18 protein-coding genes and 1 pseudogene are annotated in these 18,911 nt (G+C 70.6%); 10 read left to right on the top strand and 9 right to left on the bottom strand.

Annotated features, from left to right (window positions below; translation table 11 throughout):
• Window positions 1–13: 13 nt before the first annotated feature.
• The 4 genes and pseudogenes from IPJ59_RS04455 to IPJ59_RS04440 form a co-directional block, all read right to left on the bottom strand.
• Window positions 14–382 (bottom strand): hypothetical protein, encoded by a 369-nt coding sequence (locus IPJ59_RS04455; RefSeq protein WP_293249929.1) that lies wholly within the window; start codon window positions 380–382, stop codon window positions 14–16.
• Window positions 383–455: 73 nt separating this feature from the next.
• Window positions 456–668, bottom strand: a complete 213-nt coding sequence (locus tag IPJ59_RS04450; RefSeq protein WP_293269909.1) for a hypothetical protein — start codon at window positions 666–668, stop codon at window positions 456–458.
• 112 nt (window positions 669–780) lie between these two features.
• A pseudogene (locus tag IPJ59_RS37540) lies at window positions 781–1,506 on the bottom strand (NAD-dependent epimerase/dehydratase family protein); the annotation flags it as partial.
• Window positions 1,507–1,590: 84 nt separating this feature from the next.
• On the bottom strand, window positions 1,591–2,478 hold the full coding sequence (locus tag IPJ59_RS04440) for a hypothetical protein (RefSeq protein ID WP_293249935.1): 888 nt from the start codon (window positions 2,476–2,478) through the stop codon (window positions 1,591–1,593).
• A gap of 98 nt (window positions 2,479–2,576) precedes the next feature.
• Here IPJ59_RS04440 and IPJ59_RS04435 point away from each other — a divergent pair, with 98 nt between their 5' ends.
• Window positions 2,577–3,221, top strand: a complete 645-nt coding sequence (locus IPJ59_RS04435) for a DUF938 domain-containing protein (protein ID WP_293249937.1) — start codon at window positions 2,577–2,579, stop codon at window positions 3,219–3,221.
• Window positions 3,222–3,261: 40 nt separating this feature from the next.
• Here IPJ59_RS04435 and IPJ59_RS04430 read toward each other — a convergent pair whose 3' ends face one another.
• The 3 genes from IPJ59_RS04430 to dnaG form a co-directional block, all read right to left on the bottom strand.
• Window positions 3,262–4,083 carry a hypothetical protein gene (locus IPJ59_RS04430; protein ID WP_293249941.1) on the bottom strand — a complete coding sequence of 274 codons (822 nt, stop codon included), beginning with the start codon at window positions 4,081–4,083 and terminating at the stop codon, window positions 3,262–3,264.
• A 145-nt stretch (window positions 4,084–4,228) separates the two neighbouring features.
• Window positions 4,229–6,091 carry an RNA polymerase sigma factor RpoD gene (gene rpoD / locus IPJ59_RS04425; protein WP_293269906.1) on the bottom strand — a complete coding sequence of 621 codons (1,863 nt, stop codon included), beginning with the start codon at window positions 6,089–6,091 and terminating at the stop codon, window positions 4,229–4,231.
• Window positions 6,092–6,104: 13 nt separating this feature from the next.
• Window positions 6,105–8,042, bottom strand: coding sequence for a DNA primase (dnaG, locus tag IPJ59_RS04420; RefSeq protein ID WP_293269905.1), 1,938 nt, complete (start codon window positions 8,040–8,042; stop codon window positions 6,105–6,107).
• Between the two features lie 158 nt (window positions 8,043–8,200).
• Here dnaG and IPJ59_RS04415 point away from each other — a divergent pair, with 158 nt between their 5' ends.
• The 5 genes from IPJ59_RS04415 to IPJ59_RS04395 are packed head-to-tail and all read left to right on the top strand — an operon-like array spanning window position 8,201 to window position 11,741.
• A complete protein-coding gene (locus IPJ59_RS04415) occupies window positions 8,201–8,605 on the top strand; it encodes a hypothetical protein (RefSeq protein WP_293249950.1) in 405 nt (134 codons plus the stop codon).
• A 27-nt stretch (window positions 8,606–8,632) separates the two neighbouring features.
• Entirely contained in the window at window positions 8,633–9,445 is an 813-nt protein-coding gene (gene mrtZ, locus IPJ59_RS04410; protein WP_293270569.1) for a myxosortase MrtZ, read from the top strand.
• The gene (locus IPJ59_RS04405; protein ID WP_293269904.1) at window positions 9,442–10,125 is read left to right on the top strand and encodes an HAD family hydrolase; all 684 of its coding nucleotides are present in this window, start codon (window positions 9,442–9,444) and stop codon (window positions 10,123–10,125) included. Before mrtZ ends, IPJ59_RS04405 begins: the two co-directional genes overlap by 4 nt.
• Complete coding sequence (gene nadC, locus IPJ59_RS04400) at window positions 10,110–10,979, top strand: carboxylating nicotinate-nucleotide diphosphorylase (protein ID WP_293249956.1); 870 nt, start codon at window positions 10,110–10,112, stop codon at window positions 10,977–10,979. Before IPJ59_RS04405 ends, nadC begins: the two co-directional genes overlap by 16 nt.
• Window positions 10,980–10,994: 15 nt before the next feature.
• Complete coding sequence (locus IPJ59_RS04395) at window positions 10,995–11,741, top strand: biotin--[acetyl-CoA-carboxylase] ligase (protein ID WP_293269903.1); 747 nt, start codon at window positions 10,995–10,997, stop codon at window positions 11,739–11,741.
• A 95-nt stretch (window positions 11,742–11,836) separates the two neighbouring features.
• Here IPJ59_RS04395 and IPJ59_RS04390 read toward each other — a convergent pair whose 3' ends face one another.
• A complete protein-coding gene (locus IPJ59_RS04390; RefSeq protein WP_293249962.1) occupies window positions 11,837–12,997 on the bottom strand; it encodes an arginine N-succinyltransferase in 1,161 nt (386 codons plus the stop codon).
• A 250-nt stretch (window positions 12,998–13,247) separates the two neighbouring features.
• Entirely contained in the window at window positions 13,248–13,862 is a 615-nt protein-coding gene (locus tag IPJ59_RS04385; RefSeq protein WP_293269902.1) for a single-stranded DNA-binding protein, read from the bottom strand.
• Between the two features lie 319 nt (window positions 13,863–14,181).
• On the opposite strand from IPJ59_RS04385, the gene IPJ59_RS04380 reads away from it, so the two are divergent.
• The 4 genes from IPJ59_RS04380 to IPJ59_RS04365 all read left to right on the top strand — a co-directional run bounded on the left by IPJ59_RS04380 (window position 14,182) and on the right by IPJ59_RS04365 (window position 18,893).
• Window positions 14,182–14,769 carry a glycosyltransferase family 2 protein gene (locus tag IPJ59_RS04380; protein WP_293249968.1) on the top strand — a complete coding sequence of 196 codons (588 nt, stop codon included), beginning with the start codon at window positions 14,182–14,184 and terminating at the stop codon, window positions 14,767–14,769.
• A gap of 78 nt (window positions 14,770–14,847) precedes the next feature.
• The gene (locus tag IPJ59_RS04375) at window positions 14,848–15,981 is read left to right on the top strand and encodes a M50 family metallopeptidase (RefSeq protein WP_293249971.1); all 1,134 of its coding nucleotides are present in this window, start codon (window positions 14,848–14,850) and stop codon (window positions 15,979–15,981) included.
• 15 nt (window positions 15,982–15,996) lie between these two features.
• A complete protein-coding gene (uvrC, locus tag IPJ59_RS04370) occupies window positions 15,997–18,465 on the top strand; it encodes an excinuclease ABC subunit UvrC (protein ID WP_293269901.1) in 2,469 nt (822 codons plus the stop codon).
• Entirely contained in the window at window positions 18,462–18,893 is a 432-nt protein-coding gene (locus IPJ59_RS04365; protein WP_293249977.1) for a ribonuclease III domain-containing protein, read from the top strand. Before uvrC ends, IPJ59_RS04365 begins: the two co-directional genes overlap by 4 nt.
• Window positions 18,894–18,911 lie beyond the last annotated feature (18 nt).

Genomic DNA, 18,911 nt, shown 5'->3' with positions numbered 1-18,911 from the left:
GATTCTGACAATTTCAGCGCGAGATGATGTCGGCGGTCTGGAGGCGCCTCGGCGGTGTGGTCGCGCTGGCCTCGGCGGGATGGATGGCCGAGCGCGGGATGATCTCTGCTGACTGCAGGGGCTTGAAGGCCGGCATGTCGAAGATGATGGGGTCGTAGCGCGGGAGGTTGAAGTGGATGCGCTCGAGCTGGCGCAGGGGGTCATCGTCGTCGTAGCCCCCACCGTTGCTGGCCTCGAGCCAGACCAGCAGGGCGAAGGCCGCGATGCCGACGATCAGCAGGAGCAGGCCCTGGAGCGCCTGCTGCCAGCGGGGCGTTGGCCGCGGGGCGCTGCTCCGGTGGGGTTGGCGTGCGCCGGGCGGTGGTCCGTAGATCGACTCCATCGCAGGCGCCACTCTAGACAAGGCGGTGCGGGCTGGCCAGAGAGCGCGGGCGCGCGCCGCCTCGCGCGGCGACTCATGTCGCGGCGAGGCCGTGCTCGCGGCAGTAAGTGACCGCGCGCGTGATGCCCTCGGCCATGCGGACCCGCGGGTTGTAGCCGAGCTCGCGGGTGGCGCGGGCGTGGCTGAAGTAGTGATGGCTGCAGATGTAGCGGATCGCGAAGCGCGACAGGCCCTCCTCGGCGTTGAGCGTGCCGCCGCGGACGTAGGTGTCGAAGGCCTCGCGCACGGCGGCGGCGGCGTAGGCGACGGCGCGCGGGATGGCGAGGCGTGGCGGCTGGAAGCCGAGCGGGTGGGAGCACCTGGGCGACGAAATCCCAGAAGGACATCGGTTCGCCGTTGGTGATGAAGTAGGCCTGGCCGGCGACGGGTGAGCCGGGCACGAGGTGTTCGTCGGCGGCGAGCATGGCGTCGACGACGTTGGTCACGTAGGTGAAGTCGGAGAGCTTCTTCTCGCCGAGGCCGACGCGGAACTTGAGCTTGCCCTCGCGGGCGCGGCTGAGGATCGCCGGCAGGAGGCGGGTGTCGCCGGGGCCGAACACGACGTGCGGACGGATGGCGCAGCTGAGCAGGCCCTTCTCGCCGTTGGCGGTGAGCACCTCCTCTTCGGCGATGCGCTTGGTCTCGGCGTAGGGGGCGGGGAAGCTGGTGGCGTAGGGCAGCGACTCGTCGCCGTTCTCGATGTCGTGGCCGTCGTAGACCACGCTGGCCGAGCTGACGTAGACCAGGCGCGCCACGGCGGCCTGCTGGCAGGCGCGGAGCACGTTGCGGGTGCCGTCGATGTTGACGGCGCGGACGGTCTCGAGGCGGTTGTGCTTGGTGTGCACGAGCGAGGCGCTGTGGAAGACGACGTCCTGGCCGGCGATCGCGTCCTCGACCACGCGCGGGTCGCAGATGTCGCCGCGGACGAACTGCACGTCGGAGCGCCACGGGTCGATGCGGTGGTCGAGCACGGTGACGACGTCGCCGCGCGCGGCGAGGGCGTCGACGACGGCGCGGCCGAGGAAGCCGCAGCCGCCGGTGACGAGGGACGAGCGGGGCTCAGGAGCGGAGCTGGAGGCGGTCACGGGCGGCCGAGGATAGACCAGGGTCGCCGCGAGTAGAAGTCGGGCGAGGCTCGGGCGGAGGTCGGGGTCTTGCGAGTCGTGGGCTCAGAGGGATGACTTGCACACGCGCTTCTTGAGGCCGCCGTTCTCGAAGCGGTCGGCGCAGGCGTCCGCGGAGTAGAGGTCGCCGAGGCTGTTGTCGTAGGCGTAGCAGCAGGGGTCCTGGCCGGGGCTGGGGCAGTCGCTGCCGGCGGGTAGGCAGCAGCGAGCGTCGTCCTCGGCGACGAAGCCGTCGCAGGTGTCGAGGCACTCGACGGCGCAGACCGAGTTAGGGCAGCCGCGGACATCCTTGCAGTAGCTGCTGAGGTCCTCGAGCTGGACGTCCTGGCCGTCGCAGGACTCGCGTTTGGACAGCCTGTCGGGGTAGTTGATGTCGAGGAGCTGCGGGTCGTCGGCTTCGTTGTCGCCGCAGAATCCGCAGGGTCCGCGGTACCACAGGCACTTATCGGTGCAGGTCGTCATGCGCCCCGAGGTGTAGGGCTTCGTCGGGTAGGTGGTCAGCTCGGAGCAGTCCTTGGGCTGCATGAAGCTGCCGGCCTTGGGGTCGCACTCTTCACCGGCCTCGACGTCGACGCGTCCGTTGCCGCATTGATCGCAGGTGCTCTCGTCGAGCTTGCAGTCCGGGGTGCAGCTGAGGAAGCCCTTGCCGCTCGGGCAGTCCTTGTTGCCGAACTCGGTGAGGTCGCACTGTTCACCGGGGTCGATGGTGGCGTTGCCACACTTCTCGAGGGTGATCTTGGTGCAGCTCTCGGGGTCGCAGAGAGGCTCGCTCGCGGCGGCTGGGTCGCACTCCTCGCCGCTCTCGATGTCGACGTGGCCGTCGCCGCATACGGAAGGAAGTGTCAGCAGACAGCCCGCGCTCGGGAGCAACGCGGCCGCGAGCAGCCCGGCTGCGAGTGCCGCGCTGACCGCGAGTCTTCCTGCCAATCGCATCGTCGCGTACGATATCCGTCCGTGCGAGACGACCGCAAGCGGCCCGCGCCGTGGCGGCCGGCATCGCATAACTGACGAAGCTGCGACAGTTGCCGAAGATGAACGACAGACATGACAGGCGGACGTCGCCAGCAGCCGCGAGGAACCGCGGGTTCATCGAGCAGGTGCTGGCCGCGGAGGTGGTGAACTTGCTGGCGCCTGGTGGGCACGTGCTCGAAATCGCCAGCGGCAGCGGAGAGCATGTGGTCGGCTTTGCGGCGGCGTTTCCGGAGCTTGTCTGGCAGCCCACGGACCCCGACGAGGAGAGCTTGCGCAGCATTCGTGCATGGGCTGCGTTGGCCGAGGACGCGGCGGGGTCCTCGGGGCGGGCCAACCTGCGCGCGGCGCTGCGGCTCGACGTGAGGGAGTGGCCGTGGCCGGTCCTGCGGGCCGACGCGATCGTGTGCATCAACATGATCCACATCGCGCCGTGGGAGGCCTGCCTCGGGCTCATGCGCGGGGCGGGCGAGCTGCTGCGGCCGGGCGCGCCGCTCTACCTGTACGGGCCGATGAAGGTCGACGGCCGCTGCACGACGGAGAGCAACGAGGCCTTTGATGCGTCGCTGCGGGCGCGCGACCCGAGCTGGGGCATCCGCGACATCGAAGACGTCGCGGCGGCCGGGCGGGCGCGGGGGCTCGAGCTATCGCGGGTGCTGGCGATGCCGGCCAACAACTTCTCGCTGGTGCTGCGCCGGAGCGGCTAGCCCTGGCCCGCCGGGCGTTCAGAGGCCTTGTTTCGAGGTGTCAGCACTGCGGGCAGCCGCAGCTGATCTGGTTGCCACCGTCGAAGTTGCAGACGTTGAACTGGCCGGTGCACGCGAAGGTGCCCGCGCACTCGCAGTCGATCTTGCCGCCGCAGTTGTCGGGGATCGGCTCGCAGGTCGGCAGGGTCGGGGGCTTGCCGATCTTCTGCACGCACATGCTGTCTGGCGGGCAGGCGCCGCAGTCGGGGACGACGTTGCAGCTGAGCGCAGGCACGCACATGCCCGACCAGCAGTTGCCCTGCACGCCGGGTACCTGGCCCTTGGGACAGTCGGGCGGGAGCGAGTCGCACAGGACCTTGCTGTCGTCGCAGTCGATCCGCTCGGTGCCGCAGACGCCGAAGCGACACACCGCCTGGTCGATGCCGAGGGCGTCGCAGATGGGCTGATCGCACAGCTTCTTGCAGATCGGGTCTGGGTCGCCGGCCAGGATGCCGAAGCAGTCGCAGCAGTCGTTGTGGAGGGCGCAGTCCTTGTCGGTCTTGCAAGATCCGCCGGGCATCACGCCGGTGTCCGTGCCGCCGCTGCTGCTCGCGTCGGTGGTGGTGCCGGGCTCGCTGGTGGCGGGGCCGCTGGTGGTGTCCGGGGCGGTGGTGCTGGTGGTGCCGGAGCCGGTGGGACCGCTGGTGTCGCTGGTGCTGACTGGCTCGCCGGAGCTGCTGGCAGGGCCGCCTGTGGTGGGGCTGGTGGTGCCGGTGCTCGGGGTGTCGGTGCTGCTGTTGCTGTTGCTGTTGCTGCTGGTTTGGCTGGTGCTGCTCTCGCCGCCGTTGTCACCGCAGGCGGGGAGGAGGAGGACGAGCGTCATGGGGAAAGTCAAGCGCATGCGCAGAGCATGGCTCAACTCTCGCCCCGGGTGAACCGGGTCGCGGGGACCGGCTCGCCCGGGGGAATAGCCGCGGAGACGAGCGGGTTGCGGTCCTGTGGCCGCGGCGCTCGCATCAGTTTGGCGGTCAGTTCTCGACGAAGGCCTTGAGCCGCTTGCTGCGCGACGGGTGGCGCAGCTTGCGGAGGGCCTTGGCCTCGATCTGGCGGATGCGCTCGCGGGTGACGGAGAAGTCCTGGCCGACCTCTTCGAGGGTGTGGTCGCTGGACTCGCCGATGCCGAAGCGCATGCGCAGGACCTTCTCCTCGCGCGGGGTGAGCGTGGCGAGGACGCGGCGGGTCTGGTCGGCGAGGTTCATGTTGATGACCGCGTCCGTGGGCGAGATCATGTTCTTGTCCTCGATGAAGTCGCCGAGGTGCGAGTCCTCCTCCTCGCCGATCGGTGTCTCGAGCGAGATGGGCTCCTTGGCGATCTTCAGGACCTTGCGGACCTTGTCGAGCGGGAGCTCCATCTTCTCGGCGATCTCCTCCGGGGTCGGCTCGCGGCCGAGCTCCTGGACCAGGCTGCGGCTGGTGCGGATGAGCTTGTTGATCGTCTCGATCATGTGCACGGGGATGCGGATCGTGCGGGCCTGATCGGCGATGGCGCGGGTGATCGCCTGACGGATCCACCAGGTCGCGTAGGTCGAGAACTTGTAGCCGCGCTTGTACTCGAACTTGTCCACGGCCTTCATCAGGCCGATGTTGCCCTCCTGGATGAGATCGAGGAATTGCAGGCCGCGGTTGGTGTACTTCTTGGCGATGGAGACGACGAGGCGGAGGTTGGCCTCGACCAGCTCGGCCTTGGCGCGCTCGGCCTGGCGGCGGGCCGACATCAGGCCCTCGTGGAGCTCGCGCAGCTGCGGCGCGCGCATGTTGGTCTCCTGCTCGACCTGACGGATGCGCTTGATGGCCAGCTTCATGCGGGCCTCGATCTCGTGCAGCTCGGAGGGGTGGAGGCCGAGGCGGCGACAGAGCTTGAACTCCTCCTCCTCGGAGAGGCGGACGTCCTTGAACAGCTTGCGCAGCTCCTTGAGGTCCATGCCGGCGCGGCGCTCACACTGGATGAGGTCGCGTTCGGCCCGGGACACGCGCTCGACGAGCATGCTGAGCTCGCCGACGATGCCGTCGATCGGCTTGCGCCCGAGCTTCATGTCCTGGATGGCCTCGAGGATCGACTTGCGGTGCTCGTCGAGGCCCTTGAGGTGGACCTCGCGGGTGGCGTCGTCGAGCGGGGCGGGGGCGTTGGCGGCGGGGGCGGGCACGGGGACGCCGTCGCTGGGGCCGACCTTGCGGTCGGCGACCAGGATCCCCTTGAGCTTGTCGACCTCCTTCTGGTGGCGGCGGATCTTCTCGACCTGCTTGTGCAGGTTGTCCATCGCCGCCTCTTGGTTGATCGACGGGATCTCGACGCCGGGGGGCATGCCGGGGCCGTTCTCGGCCGGATTGCTGATGTTCAGCACGTCCTTGACCCGCATCTGCCCGCGGCGAATGCGGTCGTACATGTCGAGGATGAAGGGCACGGCGACCGGCGAGGCGAGGGCCACGTCGAGCACCCGCATCTCACCCTGCTCGATGCGCTTGGCGATCTCGACCTCGCCCTCGCGGGTGAGCAGCGAGACGGAGCCCATCTTGCGCAGGTACATGCGCACCGGGTCGTTGGTGCGCGAGGGCTCGTCCTCGCCCTCCTCGTCGCGCTTCGGCATCACCTTGCGGGTGGCGAGCTTCGGCTTGGCGGCGTCCTTGGCCTCCTCGCGCGAGAGCACCTGCACGCCCTCGTCGACCAGGGTCTTCTCCCACTCGCCGAGCTCCTCGGGGTCGATGAGGTCCGGCGGGAGCAGCTCGTGCAGCTCGTCGTAGGTGACGTGGCCCTTCTTCTTGCCGAAGGCAATGAGCTGCTTCTTGAGCTTCTCGCGGTCGACGGTGCGCGTCTGAGTCGTCTTAGGGGTCATAGGGGTTCTCGGGTCAGGGCCGGACACTGGCGCTTTGCGGAAGTTGGGAGGGGGGCTGGCGCTCGAGCTCGGAGAGCAGGCGATTGACGCTGCTGCGCTCGAGCGATAGTTCGCGCGCCTGCTGCTGCTCGCCGCGCTCGATGGCGCGGGTGATGCGGTCGGCGAGGTCGCTGCGGCGGCGCTTGAGCTCGTCGCGTTGACAGTCGAAGAGGTGGCTGTGGAGGGCCTGGGCGGGGTCTTCGATGTCGCGGTAGTCGCCGGCGAAGAGGGCGTCGTGGAGCTGACGGTGGGCGCGCGCGTCGACGAGCTCGAGCAGGTCGCCCTCGCCGGGGCTCTCGCCGGCGAACGCGGCGTCGATCACGGCGCGCACGATCGGCGCGAGTCGGGGGTCGGTCACGAGGTCCTGCACCTTGTTCTGCTCGGCGAGCGAGGCAAGGTGTGGGTTGTCCACCAGCAGGGCGGCGAGTGCAACTTGACTGCGTGGAAGCTCGGGCAGGGGCCGGACAGGGCCAGATCTTGACGCGGCTTCCGGAGCTGCTCCGCGGTCGCCGGGGGGCGGCGAGTGCGGGCGCTGGGCTTCGTGGTGGCTGCCTGATTGGGCCCCTGAATGGGGGGCTGAATGGGCGGCTCTCTGGGCCGATTGCAGGGCCGACGAGATGCGTCCTGGGGGCAGCCCGAGCAGCTTGGCGGCGCGGTCGATGTAGAGCTCTCGGGCGCCGTCGCGCTTGACCCTGGCCAGCAGTGGGGCCAATGCGCTGAGGGCGCGGTCCTGGGCGTCGATGCTGTCGCGGGCGCCGGCGGCGACCATCCAGCGCATCAGCCACTCGAGGGCGGAGCCTGGTTGTTCGAGCAGGGCGGTGAGGCGGGTGGGGTCGGCGGTGTCGGGGTCCTCGCCCCCCTCGAGCGGGACGACGCGGGCGTCGATGCCGGCCTCGAGCAGCAGGGGGATGGCGGCGCGGGTGGCCTTGCGACCGGCGCTGTCGCCATCGAAGCAGAGCACGGCCGACTCGGCGAAGCGGCCGAGGAGGGCGACTTGCTGGGCGGTGAGGGCCGTGCCGAGGGGGGCGACGGTCTCGCGGTGGCCGCGTTGGTGCATGGTGACGACGTCGACGTTGCCCTCGACGATGATGGCCCGGCCGGCGCGGCGCATTGGTTGGCCGGCGAGGTGGAGGCCGAACAGGGTCTTGCCTTTGGTGTAGAGCAGGGACTCGGAGGAGTTGGTGTACTTGGGCGCTTCGCGGCCGTCGGAGTCGTGGGCGTACTCCGGGAGGATGCGGCCGGAGAAGGCGATGACGGCGCCGCCGGGTTGTACGACTGGGAACATCAGGCGGCCGCGGAACTTGTCATAGAAGTTGTCGGTACGCTCGGAGCGGGCGACGAGGCCGAGCTTTTCGGCGAGGGGGAGGCTGAGGCCCTTGCGCTGGAGGTGGCGGGTGAGGCGGTCCCAGCCGGCCTCGGCGGGCGCGGGCGCGTAGCCGAGTTGGAAGGCCTCGGCGGTGTCGGCGGTGATGCCTCGCTTCTCCTGGTAGAGGCGGCCGAGCTGGCCTTCTTCGCCGGTGAGGAGGATCTCGCGGTAGAGCTCGGCGGCGGCGCGGGTGATCGCGTAGGCCTCGTCGCGTTCGGCCTGCTGGGCGGAGCTGGTGGTGTCCTTGAGGCCGGCGGGGAGCTGGACGCCGTAGCGCTGGGCGAGCTGGCGGGCGGCCTCGAGGAAGCTCTTGCCCTCGACGCGCATGACGAACTCGAGGCCGTCGCCCCAGACGCCGCACCCGAAGCACTTGTAGCTGCGCCGTTCGGGGTTGACATAGAAGCTGGGGGTGCGCTCGCTGTGGAATGGACAGCAGGCGGAGAAGTTCTTGCCCGAGCGTTTGAGGCCGACGTAGTGGCCGACCAGATCGACGATGTCGATCCGATCCCGGAGCTCTTGAAGTTTTTCATCCGGGATTCCAGCCATGGCAGCGGCGGAGCGGCAGAGAGTAGGACAAGTCCCCGGTGGCGGCGGTCGGCGCTCTCGTAAGGATCCCCACGCCCCATGCCTCTCGCCGCAGTGGATGCGGCCTGGGCGTTGGCCGAAAAGTTGCGGCCGATCGGGCACACGTGCATGGATGCCGCATGCGCGAGCCCCATGACGTCGAAGCTGTACCTGGACAGGTGTCCACCCCGGGGTCCGAGCGACGTGGCAGTGGTGGCCGCGCGAGGGCCCGCGACCGCCTGATGGACCGGGCGACGCGGTCATATCCGGAGAGCGAGCCGATCCGTCAGCTCGCCGGGGCGCGAGGGGTCGAGAACCTGATGCTGTTCATCGACGACGACCTGCGCGAGACGGCGATGGCGCTGGGCAACGTGGAGAATTATCTGGTGGGGGTCCTGCGCCTGCTCGAGGCGCCGCGCCTGGGTCGTGAGGAGGTCCACGCCGTCGCTGCGGACACGCAGGTGCTCGACCACGTGGACATGCTGGTCGAGACGCTCGAGACGCTGCGTCGTCGGCTGGCCAAGCTGTCGGCGAGTCTGCGCTAGAGTCCGCGCTCCGTGGCTGAGCCCGACATCGAGATCCGGCGGCGGCGCGCGCGTCAGGCCGTGTTCGCCACGGCGATCGTGTACGCGGGGTACGGCCTGCTCGGGCTGGTGCCGGCGATCGGGGAGTACCGCGGGGTCGCGCTGGTCGCGGCGTTTTACTTTCTACCATCCTGGCTCTTGAGACATGTCCCGGAGGTCCAGTCCCGCTATCAGGTGGGGCCCGACTCGCCGGTGCCGCCGTGGCGCTGGCGCGGGGCCTGGGTCGCGCTGGTGGCGGCGCTGGTGGTGTTTCCGCCGTTCGTGCTCGGGTTCTGGTGGTTTTACCAGCAGGTCTGCGGCGGCGACCTGCGGGTGCTGTGGCCGGTGTTGTGGATCGAGGGGATGACGCCGTGGGCGGGCGGACTGGAGCGCTTCCTCGCGGGTCTGTGTCGCGCGCACGCGGAGGGCTTTTGGCCCGCGGGGTTGCACCTGCCCGCGAGCTGGAGCGCGTGGGGCGGGCTCGGCTTCGTGCGGCAGGTGGTCGAGGGGTTGTTCGCGGTGGCGCTGGCGGAGGAGGTGTTTCATCGCGGCTATGTGATGAGCGCGCTCGAGGATCTGTGGCCGCCGCGGCGGACGATCTTCGGGGCGAAGTTCGGGCTGGCGGCGGTGCTCTCGAGCCTGTTGTTTGCGATCGGGCACCTGGTCGGGATGGCCCAGGCGGCGCGGCTGGCGACATTTTTTCCGGCGCTCGTGTTCGCGTGGTTGTGGCGTCGCAGCGGCAGCCTGTGGGCTCCCGCACTGTTTCACACGGCGGCGAACTTGTTGATGGACCTGCTGCTGGCCAGTACATTCCCCGCGTGAACGCGGCGCAGGGCCAGGAGGGGCGGATCGCGGCGTTCTTCGACGTCGACCACACCTTGCTCGACGTGAACTCGGGCGCGAGCTGGTTGCGGCACGCGTGGCGGACCGGCAGGGTCAGGCCGCTGCGGGCCCTGCGGGCGATCGGCTGGCTGCTGCGCTACCGCCTGGCGCTGCTCGACCTCGAGGCGGTGTCGGCGCTGGTGGCCCGCGACTACGAGGGCGTGGTGGTGACCGAGCTCGACGCCGAGGTGCGCACCTGGTTTTATCGCGACGTCGTGCAGCACGTGTGCGTCGAGGGGCGCGCCCGCGTGGCGGATCACCTGCGCTGCGGCCACGTGGTGACGCTGCTGACCTCGGGCACGCGCTTCTCGGCGGCGCCGCTGGCCGAGATGTTGGGGGTGCCGCACGTGCTGTGCACCGACATCGAGGCGATCGACGGGGTGATGACGGGGCGTCACCTGGCGCCGGCTTGCGCCGGGCCGGGCAAGGTCGTGCACGCCGAGCGCTTCGCCGCGGCGCACGGGGTCGACCTGGCGCGCAGTTACTTCTACACGGACAGCTTCAGTGACCTGCCGATGCTCGAGCGGGTCGGCTGTCCGCGTGTCATCAACCCGGACCCGCGGCTGCGACGGCGCGCGCGGGCGCGGGGCTGGGAGATCGAGACATGGAGAGCACCCTGACCTTTAGCGAGATCGGGCCGGTCGACGGCATCATCAATGCGGCGCTGGCCGAGGACCTGGCCAGCGGCGACGTCACTGGTCGCGTCACCGTTTCGGCGCACACCCGCTGGAGCGCGCGGCTGATCGCCAAGCAGCGGCTGGTGGTCGCGGGCGGGGCGGTCGCGCGGGCGGTGTTCCATCGGGTCGACCCGACGGTCGAGGCGTCGATGCTGCTGCGCGACGGCGAGGTGGCGGCGGCAGGGACGGTGTTGCTGCAGCTGCAAGGCAACGCCCGGGCCCTGCTGGCGGCCGAGCGCACCGCGTTGAACCTGCTGCAGCGGATGTGCGGGGTGGCGACCTTGACCCGCGCCTACGTCGACGCGGCGGCCGGGCGCTGTCGCATCGTCGACACCCGCAAGACGATGCCCGGGCTGCGCGCGCTCGACCGCTACGCGGTGCGCTGCGGCGGCGGGCACAACCATCGCAACGACCTCGGGGCTGGCGTGCTGATCAAGGAGAACCATGTGCGGGCGGCGGGCGGGGTCGCGGAGGCGGTCGCGCGGGCCCGCGTGCACGCGCCGCACACCCTGCGCATCGAGTGCGAGGTGACAGATCTCGACGAGCTGCGCGAGGCGCTGAGGGCCGGGGCGGACGCGGTGTTGCTCGACAACATGGACGACGAGCAGGTCCGCGCGGCGGTGGCGATCGTCGATCGCAAGGCGGTGGTCGAGGTCAGCGGCGGGGTGAGCCTCGAGCGCATCAGCCAGCTCGCACACCTCGGCATCGACGTGATCTCGGTCGGCAAGCTGACCCACAGCGCGCCGGCCAGCGACATCTCGCTGCTGTTCCAGCGCGGCGACGGGAGCTGGGGCTAGCGCGTGGACGGGCTGGTGCTGGCGACCGAGGTGCTCGGGCAGCTGCGCGAGCACCACGTCAGCCTGGCCTCGACCAACGACCGGGCGCTGGCGTGGGCCCGCGCCGGGGCGCCGCACGGGGCGATGGTCACGGCCGACGAGCAGACGGCGGGGCGCGGGCGGCTCGGTCGGCGGTGGGTGTCGTCGGCGGGCGAGGGCTTGTACGTGAGCGTGGTGCTGCGGCCGGAGCGGGGCTGGTCGTCGCAGTGGGCGGCGCTGGGGCTGGCGGTCGGGCTCGGGCTGCGCGAGGGGCTGGCGGGGTGGTTGCCGGGGCTGCGGCTCAAGTGGCCCAACGACCTGCTGGTCGGGCCCTGCAAGCTCGCGGGGGTGCTGTGTGAGACGCGCTGGCAGGGGGCCGCGCCGGACGTGGTGGTGGGCTTCGGGATCAACGTGTTGCAGCGCGAGCTGGCGGCGGAGTTGCACGCGACCAGCCTGGCGATCGAGCTGGCCCCGGGGACATGTCCTTCGCGCCAGGTGGTCTTGGCGACGGTGCTGCTGGCGCTCGAGCGGGTGCTGGGAGAGTTCTTCGTGGGCGGGTTTCCGGCGATCCGGGCCGGGTACGAGCGGCACAGCGCGGTGCTCGGGCGGGCGTTGACGGTCGGCGGGGTGGCGGTGGAGGGGCTCGGCTTCGACGACGACGGGGCGCTTCGCGTGCGGGCGGCGGGCGGCGGGCCGAGCTGGCGGGTCGAGGCCGAGGACGTGTGGCTGCGCGGGCCGGGGTGACGATTCAGGTCTGCACTTGATCGCCAGCCGCAGAGCGCGGGTCGGGAGACGATTCAGGTGCCGCTGCGCCTCGCCAGGAGTCAAAGCGTGACGAGTCAGGTGCCGCTGCGCAGCGAGCCGGTGGGGGCGCGCGACGAGGGGAAGACGCGGCTGGTGCGGTCGCTGTGGCGGCGTTGCGGGCGGAGGGCGACCAGGACGCGGATGTCGTCGCCGGTGACGCCGAGGCGGGCGAGGGCCTCGTCGCCGACGCGCACCTGGGTCGGGTGGCCGAAGCTGTCGTCGGGGCCGAGGATGGCCTGGACGGGGGTCCAGACGGCGCGGAAGTGGGGCGAGCGTTCGCTGGTGACGGCGACGATGCCGGGCTGGGCGGTGTCGTCGGGTTCACCGGGGACGGCCTGGTAGCTGCGGGTGTCGCGGACGAAGGTGACCTGGTCGGTGTCGGCCTCGTAGTGGGGGCCGCCGTCGAAGGGGTCGACGCGGCCGCTGTACTGGAAGCCGATGCTCTCGAGCAGGCGCTGGGCGCCGACCGTGTTGGGTCCGACCTGGCCGATGATCTCCTGGACGTCGTCGGGGAGGAGGCTCGCGTGGACGGGCATGGTCGGGAACAGGCGCCAGATGAATTCTTTGTTGAAGCGGCTCAGGCGGTCGGCCTCGTCGTAGCTGAGGCCGGTGAACTTGTGGCCGAGGGCGTCCCACAGGGGGGAGCGGGTGCCGCTCGGGCCCTTGTAGAGGGGGGGCAGCAGCTCGGCGAGCAGGCGGTCACGAAACCAGCCCCGGTAACTTGCGATGAAGACGAAGCGGGCGAGCGAGAGGAGGCGGCCGAGCTTCTCCGGGTGGCGGCGGAGGTCGGGGTGGAGGACGAGGCCGCCGAGCTCGGTGGGGCCGTCGTAGGTGTGCCCGAGGTAGAGCATCGTGTGGGTCATGTGGACGTCGTGGAACTCGGCGTCCTCGGTGACGCGGAGGTCGGCGTAGCGCTCCTCCTGCATGACGCGGAAGAACACGTGGGGCTCGTCGTAGTCGCCGTGCTGGGCGTGGATCATCGAGGTGCCGACGACGCGGCCGGTCTCGTCCTCGAGCACGAAGAGGAAGCGACGGCCGGGGTCGAAGTCGGGGGTGCCGCGGAACGAGGTGAGCGAGCGCGCCAGCAGGTCGCTGATGAACTTGCGCTCGGGCGGCAGGTTGAGGCTGTTGAGGTGGCAGGCGAGGTCGAAGATCGCGTCCTCGTCGCTCGTGGCGGCCTCGCGGAACAGAAACATGGGAGCATCCTCCGCCGCCGCGGCCACGCGCCGTCCGATCGAGAACGGCGCCCAGGCTGCAGCAGACCGGGCCAGCATGACATCCAGGCCAGGCCAGGCCTACCCTCCGCAGGCGTGCGAAACCTGGCGTGGCGACCTGTGCAGGATCACGGGTAGATCACCCGTGTACCCGCCACAGGCGGAACCTGGCCTGGACCCCAGGGATTGGTGCGGACGTGGGCGTGGTCCTCGGCGCGGAGGGTGGGGGCGATCAGAAGGGGATGTCGTCGTCGCCCGGGTTGCCGCCGAAGTCGTTGAAGTCGGGCTCGGGTCCGCCACCGCCGCCGCCCTCGTCGAAGCCGCCGCCAGCCGCGGGACGGCCGGCATTCGGGCGCCCACCCGCGGCGGGACGGGCCGCGGCACCGCCGGCCGGGCGATTACTGCCGCCGGAGTAGCCACCACCAGCGCCACCACCACCTTCAGCGCGGCCGCCGGAGTAGCCACCGCCGCCGCCACCGCCTCCGCCTCCGCCGCCGCCACCCTCGCCGCCGCCTTCACCGCGGCCGCCGATGAACTGGACGGTGTCGGCGACGATCTCGGTGGTGTAGTGCTTCTGGCCGTCCTTGTCGTAGCTGCTGGTGCGCAGGCGGCCCTCGACGTAGACCTGCCGGCCCTTGGTCAGGTAGTTGTTGCAGTGCTCGGCCTGCTTGCCCCACACCGACACGCGGTGCCATTCGGTCTCCTCGACGGCCTCGTTGTTCTTGTTGGTGTAGCGGCGCGAGGTCGCGATGTTGAGCTTGCAGACGGGCTGGCCGCTCTGCAGATAGCGCAGTTCGGGGTCGCGACCGAGGTGTCCGAGGATGATGGCTTTGTTGACGCCGGCCATGGGAGCTCGCTGATCGAAGGCGGTTTGGGTTGCGTCGGGGGTCCGGCGCGAGGGCGCCGGATGATAGCGAAATTGCCCGGCGGCGCGAGGCGGCAGGTCGGCGTCGCGCGGGTCGGCGTTGCGCCGGTGGTGTTAGCGAAACCGTGACGATTCGCACGGGCTGGTGAGGTGCCTCGGCTTCACTCGGCCCATGTTGGGGGTCCCCCGTGACGCGGTGTGAAAAGGCGTGAGCTGTCTCCATACGCCGTTTGCTTGACCGTCGAGGCCGACCGGGCTTACCACGAAAGAAGCTGCGGGTTCTCTCTCCGACCGGTCTCCCATGATCGTCCAGCTCAGCGTCATCCTCCTGTTACGCGACCGTGAGCCGGCTGTGGCGGGCATGGTTCGGGAGGCGGCGGCGCTGGGGAGGAGCGTGGTGAGCGATGGCGGGCGCTTTGAGGTGCTCGCGCTCGATGAGCACTCGGGGGACAACACCCTCAGCCTGCTGAGCGTGCTGCACGGCAAGGTGCCCGAGCTGAGGACGATCCAGGAGGTGCGCGAGGGCACTGCGGTGGCCCAGGCGGCTCGCACTGCACGGGGTGAGCGGTGGTTGTTCGTCGACCGCGAGGTCGAGCCGGAGCTGGCGCGCTGGGGCGTGCGCCAGCTCGCGGCTGGGCAGCGGGCCGCGCTGGTGCCGGGGGAGATCCTCGCGGTCGAGGCCCGGCTGGGGGCGCACGTGCTCGCCGATCTGTATGGGGGTCTGGTGTCGGCGCAGCAGGCGGTCACCCGCGAGCTCACTGCGCGGGGCAGCCGGCCAGCGACGCGGCCGGCGCCCGACCGCGGGTTGACGGAGCGGGCGCTGTTGTTTCTGCGTGGCCGGCTGGGGATGGTGGGGCTCGGGCAGCTCGATCGTCCGCGCGGCACCTGAGGGCGCGGCTGGGTAGCGCGGGTCGCTCGACCGACCTGAAGGCCAGGCTGGGCGGTCGCGGCTGCTATAGTCGGCGCCGTGTTTTCCACCCTTTTCACGGTGCTCCTGGCGTTCCTCGGGGTGTCGCTCCTGATCGTGTTCCACGAGTTTGGCCACTTCCTGTGCGCGCGGGCGTCGGGGATGCGGGTCGACCGCTTCAGCGTGCTTGGGATCGGTCCGGTGGTGCTGAGGCTGGGGTGGTGGAAGGGCACCGAGTTCGTGATCAGCGCGATCCCCTTCGGGGCCTATGTGCACATCGTCGGGATGGAGGCGGGGGAGGATCCGGCGCAGGCGTTGCCGCCGTTGCAGGAGAAGGACGAGGACGGCGTGCGCACGCCGGCGCCGGTGGTGTACGACCCGAACGACCCGTACCTCTACCGCAACCGTCCGGTGTGGGCGCGGATGCTGGCGATCCTCGGCGGGCCCCTGGCGAACTATGTCGCCGCGACGGCGCTGTATGTCGGGTTGTTCGTGGTGGTGGGGCCGGAGGAGCCGGTCACGGTGCGTGCTGACTCGCAGAAGATGTCCGACACCGCGGTGGCGGCGGGGGTGAAGCCGCGGGACGAGTTTCTCCGCGCGGCCGGGCAGGACCTCGAGGGGGTCGGTCCGGCGGGGCGGCTGGCCGCGGTGACGGAGGCGCACAAGGGCGAGACGATCGAGCTGGTGGTCAGGCGTGACGGGGCGGAGGTGCCGCTGCAGATCCCCGTGAACGAGGCCGGGCGCATCGGTGTTGGTCTGCGGCCGGCCAAGGTGGTGCGGGTCCCGGTGACGGCCGGCGAGGGGGCGCTGCTCGGCTTGAAGGAGCCGTGGATCGTCTCGTGGAAGAACTTGCAGGGGCTCGGTCAGCTGTTCACGGGCAAGGCCGGCATCAGCCAGATGACGGGCCCGGTCGGCATCGTGCAGGGGGTGGCCCAGGCGGCCGAGGAGGGGCCGGCGTCGTACATCAAGTGGCTGGCGATGATCAGCGCGTTGCTCGGGCTGTTCAACCTGCTGCCGCTGCCGGCTCTCGATGGTGGGCGGATGATCTTCATGTTGATCGAGGCGACGCTGCGGCGGCCGATCAACCGGCACGTCGAGGAGATGATCCACGGCTACGGGATGCTGGCCCTGCTCGGGCTGATCCTGTACGTGACGCTGGCCAACGACTTCAAGCTGGCGCGCCTGTTCAACTAGCTCTGTTCGTCGCGCATGAGTCCTCGCCGTCGCAACGCTCCGCCGTCGGAGCCCAACACTGGTTCGCCCGCCGAGGGCGCGAAAACGCTCTATGCCATTCCGCGGCACCGCAAGCCGGCGCCGGAGCGACCTGGCGAGGCGGAGGTCGAGGCGGCGGCGGAGAACCTCGAGCTGGCCGATATGCTGGCGAAGGACCTGGACGAGCCGGGTCGCTTCGGCGAGGCGCAGGCGGCGGCGCTGTTCGCCCCGGTGGTGGACGCGGCGTGGCAGCCGCGGGCGCGCTCGTCGGAGGAGCTGCTCGCGCTGGTCGAGCGGTTGCCGGAGCTGCCGGGCGTGTACGTGATGCGCGATCGCAAGGGGACGATCGTGTACGTCGGCAAGGCGCGGCGGCTGCGGGCGCGCGTGCGGCAGTACTTCAACGGCACGGACACGCGGATGTTCGTGCCCTTCCTGGCCAACCTGCTGGGTGACATCGAGACGGTGGTGACCTCCAACGACAAGGAGGCGCTGCTGCTCGAGAACAACCTGATCAAGAAGCACAAGCCGCGCTTCAACGTGAAGCTGCGCGACGACAAGCAGTTCCTGGTGCTGCGCCTCGACCCGAGGGCACAGTGGCCGCGGCTCGAGCTGGTGCGGCGGATGCGGAAGGACGGGGCGCAGTACTTCGGGCCCTACCACTCGGCCAACAGCGCCCGCCACACGCTGCGGGTGGTGAACCGCTACTTCAAGCTGCGCACCTGCACGGACTACACGCTGAGGCACCGCAGTCGGCCGTGTCTGCAGCATCAGATCGGTCGCTGTCCGGCGCCCTGCGTGTACCCGGTGGACGCGGAGATGTACCGCGGGCAGGTGAAGCACGTCGGGCTGTTCCTCGACGGTCGCCACAAGGACCTGGTGACCGCGCTGAAGGGGCAGATGGAGGCGGCGGCGGAGGCGATGGAGTTCGAGTCGGCGGCGCGGCTGCGCGACCAGCTGACGGCGATCGAGACGACCCTCGAGCAGCAGCAGGTGGTCGACAGCAGCGTGGTCGACCAGGACGTGATCGGGATGTACCGCGAGGGCGGGCAGGTCGAGTTCGTGGTGTTGAACGTGCGCCAGGGCAAGCTGCTCGGGACGCGCAGCTTCTCGGTGCGGGGCATGGAGCTGCCGGACGCGGAGGTGCTGGGGAGCTTCCTGCTGGCCTATTATGACGACGCGCCGACGATCCCCGACGAGCTGATCTTGCCGTCGGCGCTGGTCGAGGACGACGAGGCGCCGCTCCAGGCGTGGCTGCGCGAGCAGACCGGGCGCAAGGTGGCGGTGCTGGTGCCCGAGCGCGGCGATCGCAAGAAGCTGGCCGGGCTGGCGCAGAAGAACGCGGCCTCGAGCTTCGCCAGCCGGCGCAATCGTCAGGAGGACAGCGACCAGGCGCTGCTGTCGCTGAAGCAGCGGCTCGGGCTCAGCCGCCTGCCGCGGACGATCGAGTGCTACGACATCAGCCACATCCAGGGCTCGGACACGGTGGCGTCGATGGTGGTGTTCGTCGACGGGGCGGCCGCCCGCAGGCGCTACCGGTCGTTCAAGATCCGCGGGCTCGATGGGTTGGCGCAGGGCAACCGCCAGAACGACGACTTCGCGAGCATGGCGGAGGTGCTCGGGCGACGGGTGAGGCGGGCGCTCGCGGGGGCGGCGGCCGAGACGGACCCGGCGGAGGAGGGCGAGGCTGGCGATGACGCGAGCTGGGCGCTGCCCGATCTGATGGTCATCGACGGCGGCAAGGGTCAGCTCGGCCGGGTGCTGACGATGCTGCGCGACCTCGGCGTGACGGTCGGGCCGGGCGGGGTCGACGTGGTGTCGCTGGCGAAGGAGCGCAAGGTGGAGATCGGGCGCGGCAAGGCGGCGCTGGGCAAGCTCCGCGAGCACCGCGAGCAGATGCGCAGCCGCGGCGCGGCGCTGCGGGCGGAGGAGCCCGTGAGCGCGGCGCCGGACTTCGCCGGGCAGCTCGCGGCCGAGGCGGCGGCGGCCGCGAGTGGGACGCAGGACGAGGTCGCGATGCGCGGGCCGGCGATGCCCGCGACTGCCATGCCACAGGTCGAGGCTGAAGCGGTACGCCCGGGCGAGACCTACCAGGACTATGTGTTGCACAGCGAGGAGGACGCCGGCGATGACGGCACCGAGATCCGGCCCGAGCGGGTGTTCGTGCCCGGGGCGAAGGAGGCGATCCGGCTGCGGCCGGGCAGCTCGGAGCTGTATCTGATGACGCAGCTGCGGGACGAGGCGCACCGCTTCGCGATCACGCACCACCGCAAGCGTCGCGGCAAGCGGGCGCTGCACAGCGTCCTCGACGATGTCGCGGGTGTGGGTCCGGCGCTCAAGAAGGCGCTGCTGCAGGCGTTCGGGTCGGTGGCGGCGATCGCCGCGGCGGACGAGGCGGCGTTGACGGCGATCAAGGGCGTGGGCCCGGCCCTGGCCCGCAAGATCCGCGAGGCGGTCGGCGGCGCATGAGCGTGCCGCCGATGCAGGGGGAGCGGTCCGTTCGCACGCTCGCGTGGCTCGGTGACGCGGAGTTCGAGCGCGAGGTCCGGCTGCGCCTGGCCCGGCGCGGCGACTTCCCGACCGACCGCCTGCACGCGATGAAGGCCCGGGTGGTCTGCGCCGAGGCGCAGGCCGAGCTGCTGGCGGCGATCGAGCCGATGCTCGACGAGGCCGAGGCCGGGGTGGTCCGGCGCGCGCGCAACCTCAGCCACAAGCCAGGCAGTCGCGGGGTCCGGAGCACGCGTGATTACCGGTCGTCGACCGCGCTCGAGGCGCTGGTGGCCCACTGGTGCCTGTGCACGTCGGGGCGGGGGCGCTTCGACGAGCTGGTGGTGCCGTGGCTCGAGGCGCGCATCGACGCGGCGCTGGCGATGGGCAAGCCGCCGCGGCGCGGGTGAGGCCGCGGTGGCTGTGCC

Source organism: Nannocystis sp. (genome assembly GCF_016714285.1).
GTDB lineage: Bacteria > Myxococcota_A > Polyangia > Nannocystales > Nannocystaceae > Nannocystis.
The sequence above is the reverse complement of the archived record's forward strand: the minus strand, read 5'-3'. Positions and strand labels throughout refer to the sequence as shown.

What these genes read in the sequence shown, in the direction of transcription:
- IPJ59_RS04415 (WP_293249950.1), top strand. Translation starts at nt 8,201, where the DNA reads ATGCGCGAGCCCCATGACGTCGAAGCTGTACCTGGACAGGTGTCCACC.
- IPJ59_RS04430 (WP_293249941.1), bottom strand. Translation starts at nt 4,083, where the DNA reads ATGACGCTCGTCCTCCTCCTCCCCGCCTGCGGTGACAACGGCGGCGAG.
- IPJ59_RS04435 (WP_293249937.1), top strand. Translation starts at nt 2,577, where the DNA reads ATGAACGACAGACATGACAGGCGGACGTCGCCAGCAGCCGCGAGGAAC.
- uvrC (WP_293269901.1), top strand. Translation starts at nt 15,997, where the DNA reads ATGAGTCCTCGCCGTCGCAACGCTCCGCCGTCGGAGCCCAACACTGGT.
- dnaG (WP_293269905.1), bottom strand. Translation starts at nt 8,042, where the DNA reads ATGGCTGGAATCCCGGATGAAAAACTTCAAGAGCTCCGGGATCGGATC.
- IPJ59_RS04440 (WP_293249935.1), bottom strand. Translation starts at nt 2,478, where the DNA reads ATGCGATTGGCAGGAAGACTCGCGGTCAGCGCGGCACTCGCAGCCGGG.
- IPJ59_RS04365 (WP_293249977.1), top strand. Translation starts at nt 18,462, where the DNA reads ATGAGCGTGCCGCCGATGCAGGGGGAGCGGTCCGTTCGCACGCTCGCG.
- nadC (WP_293249956.1), top strand. Translation starts at nt 10,110, where the DNA reads ATGGAGAGCACCCTGACCTTTAGCGAGATCGGGCCGGTCGACGGCATC.
- rpoD (WP_293269906.1), bottom strand. Translation starts at nt 6,091, where the DNA reads ATGACCCCTAAGACGACTCAGACGCGCACCGTCGACCGCGAGAAGCTC.
- IPJ59_RS04390 (WP_293249962.1), bottom strand. Translation starts at nt 12,997, where the DNA reads ATGTTTCTGTTCCGCGAGGCCGCCACGAGCGACGAGGACGCGATCTTC.
- IPJ59_RS04380 (WP_293249968.1), top strand. Translation starts at nt 14,182, where the DNA reads ATGATCGTCCAGCTCAGCGTCATCCTCCTGTTACGCGACCGTGAGCCG.
- IPJ59_RS04385 (WP_293269902.1), bottom strand. Translation starts at nt 13,862, where the DNA reads ATGGCCGGCGTCAACAAAGCCATCATCCTCGGACACCTCGGTCGCGAC.
- IPJ59_RS04455 (WP_293249929.1), bottom strand. Translation starts at nt 382, where the DNA reads ATGGAGTCGATCTACGGACCACCGCCCGGCGCACGCCAACCCCACCGG.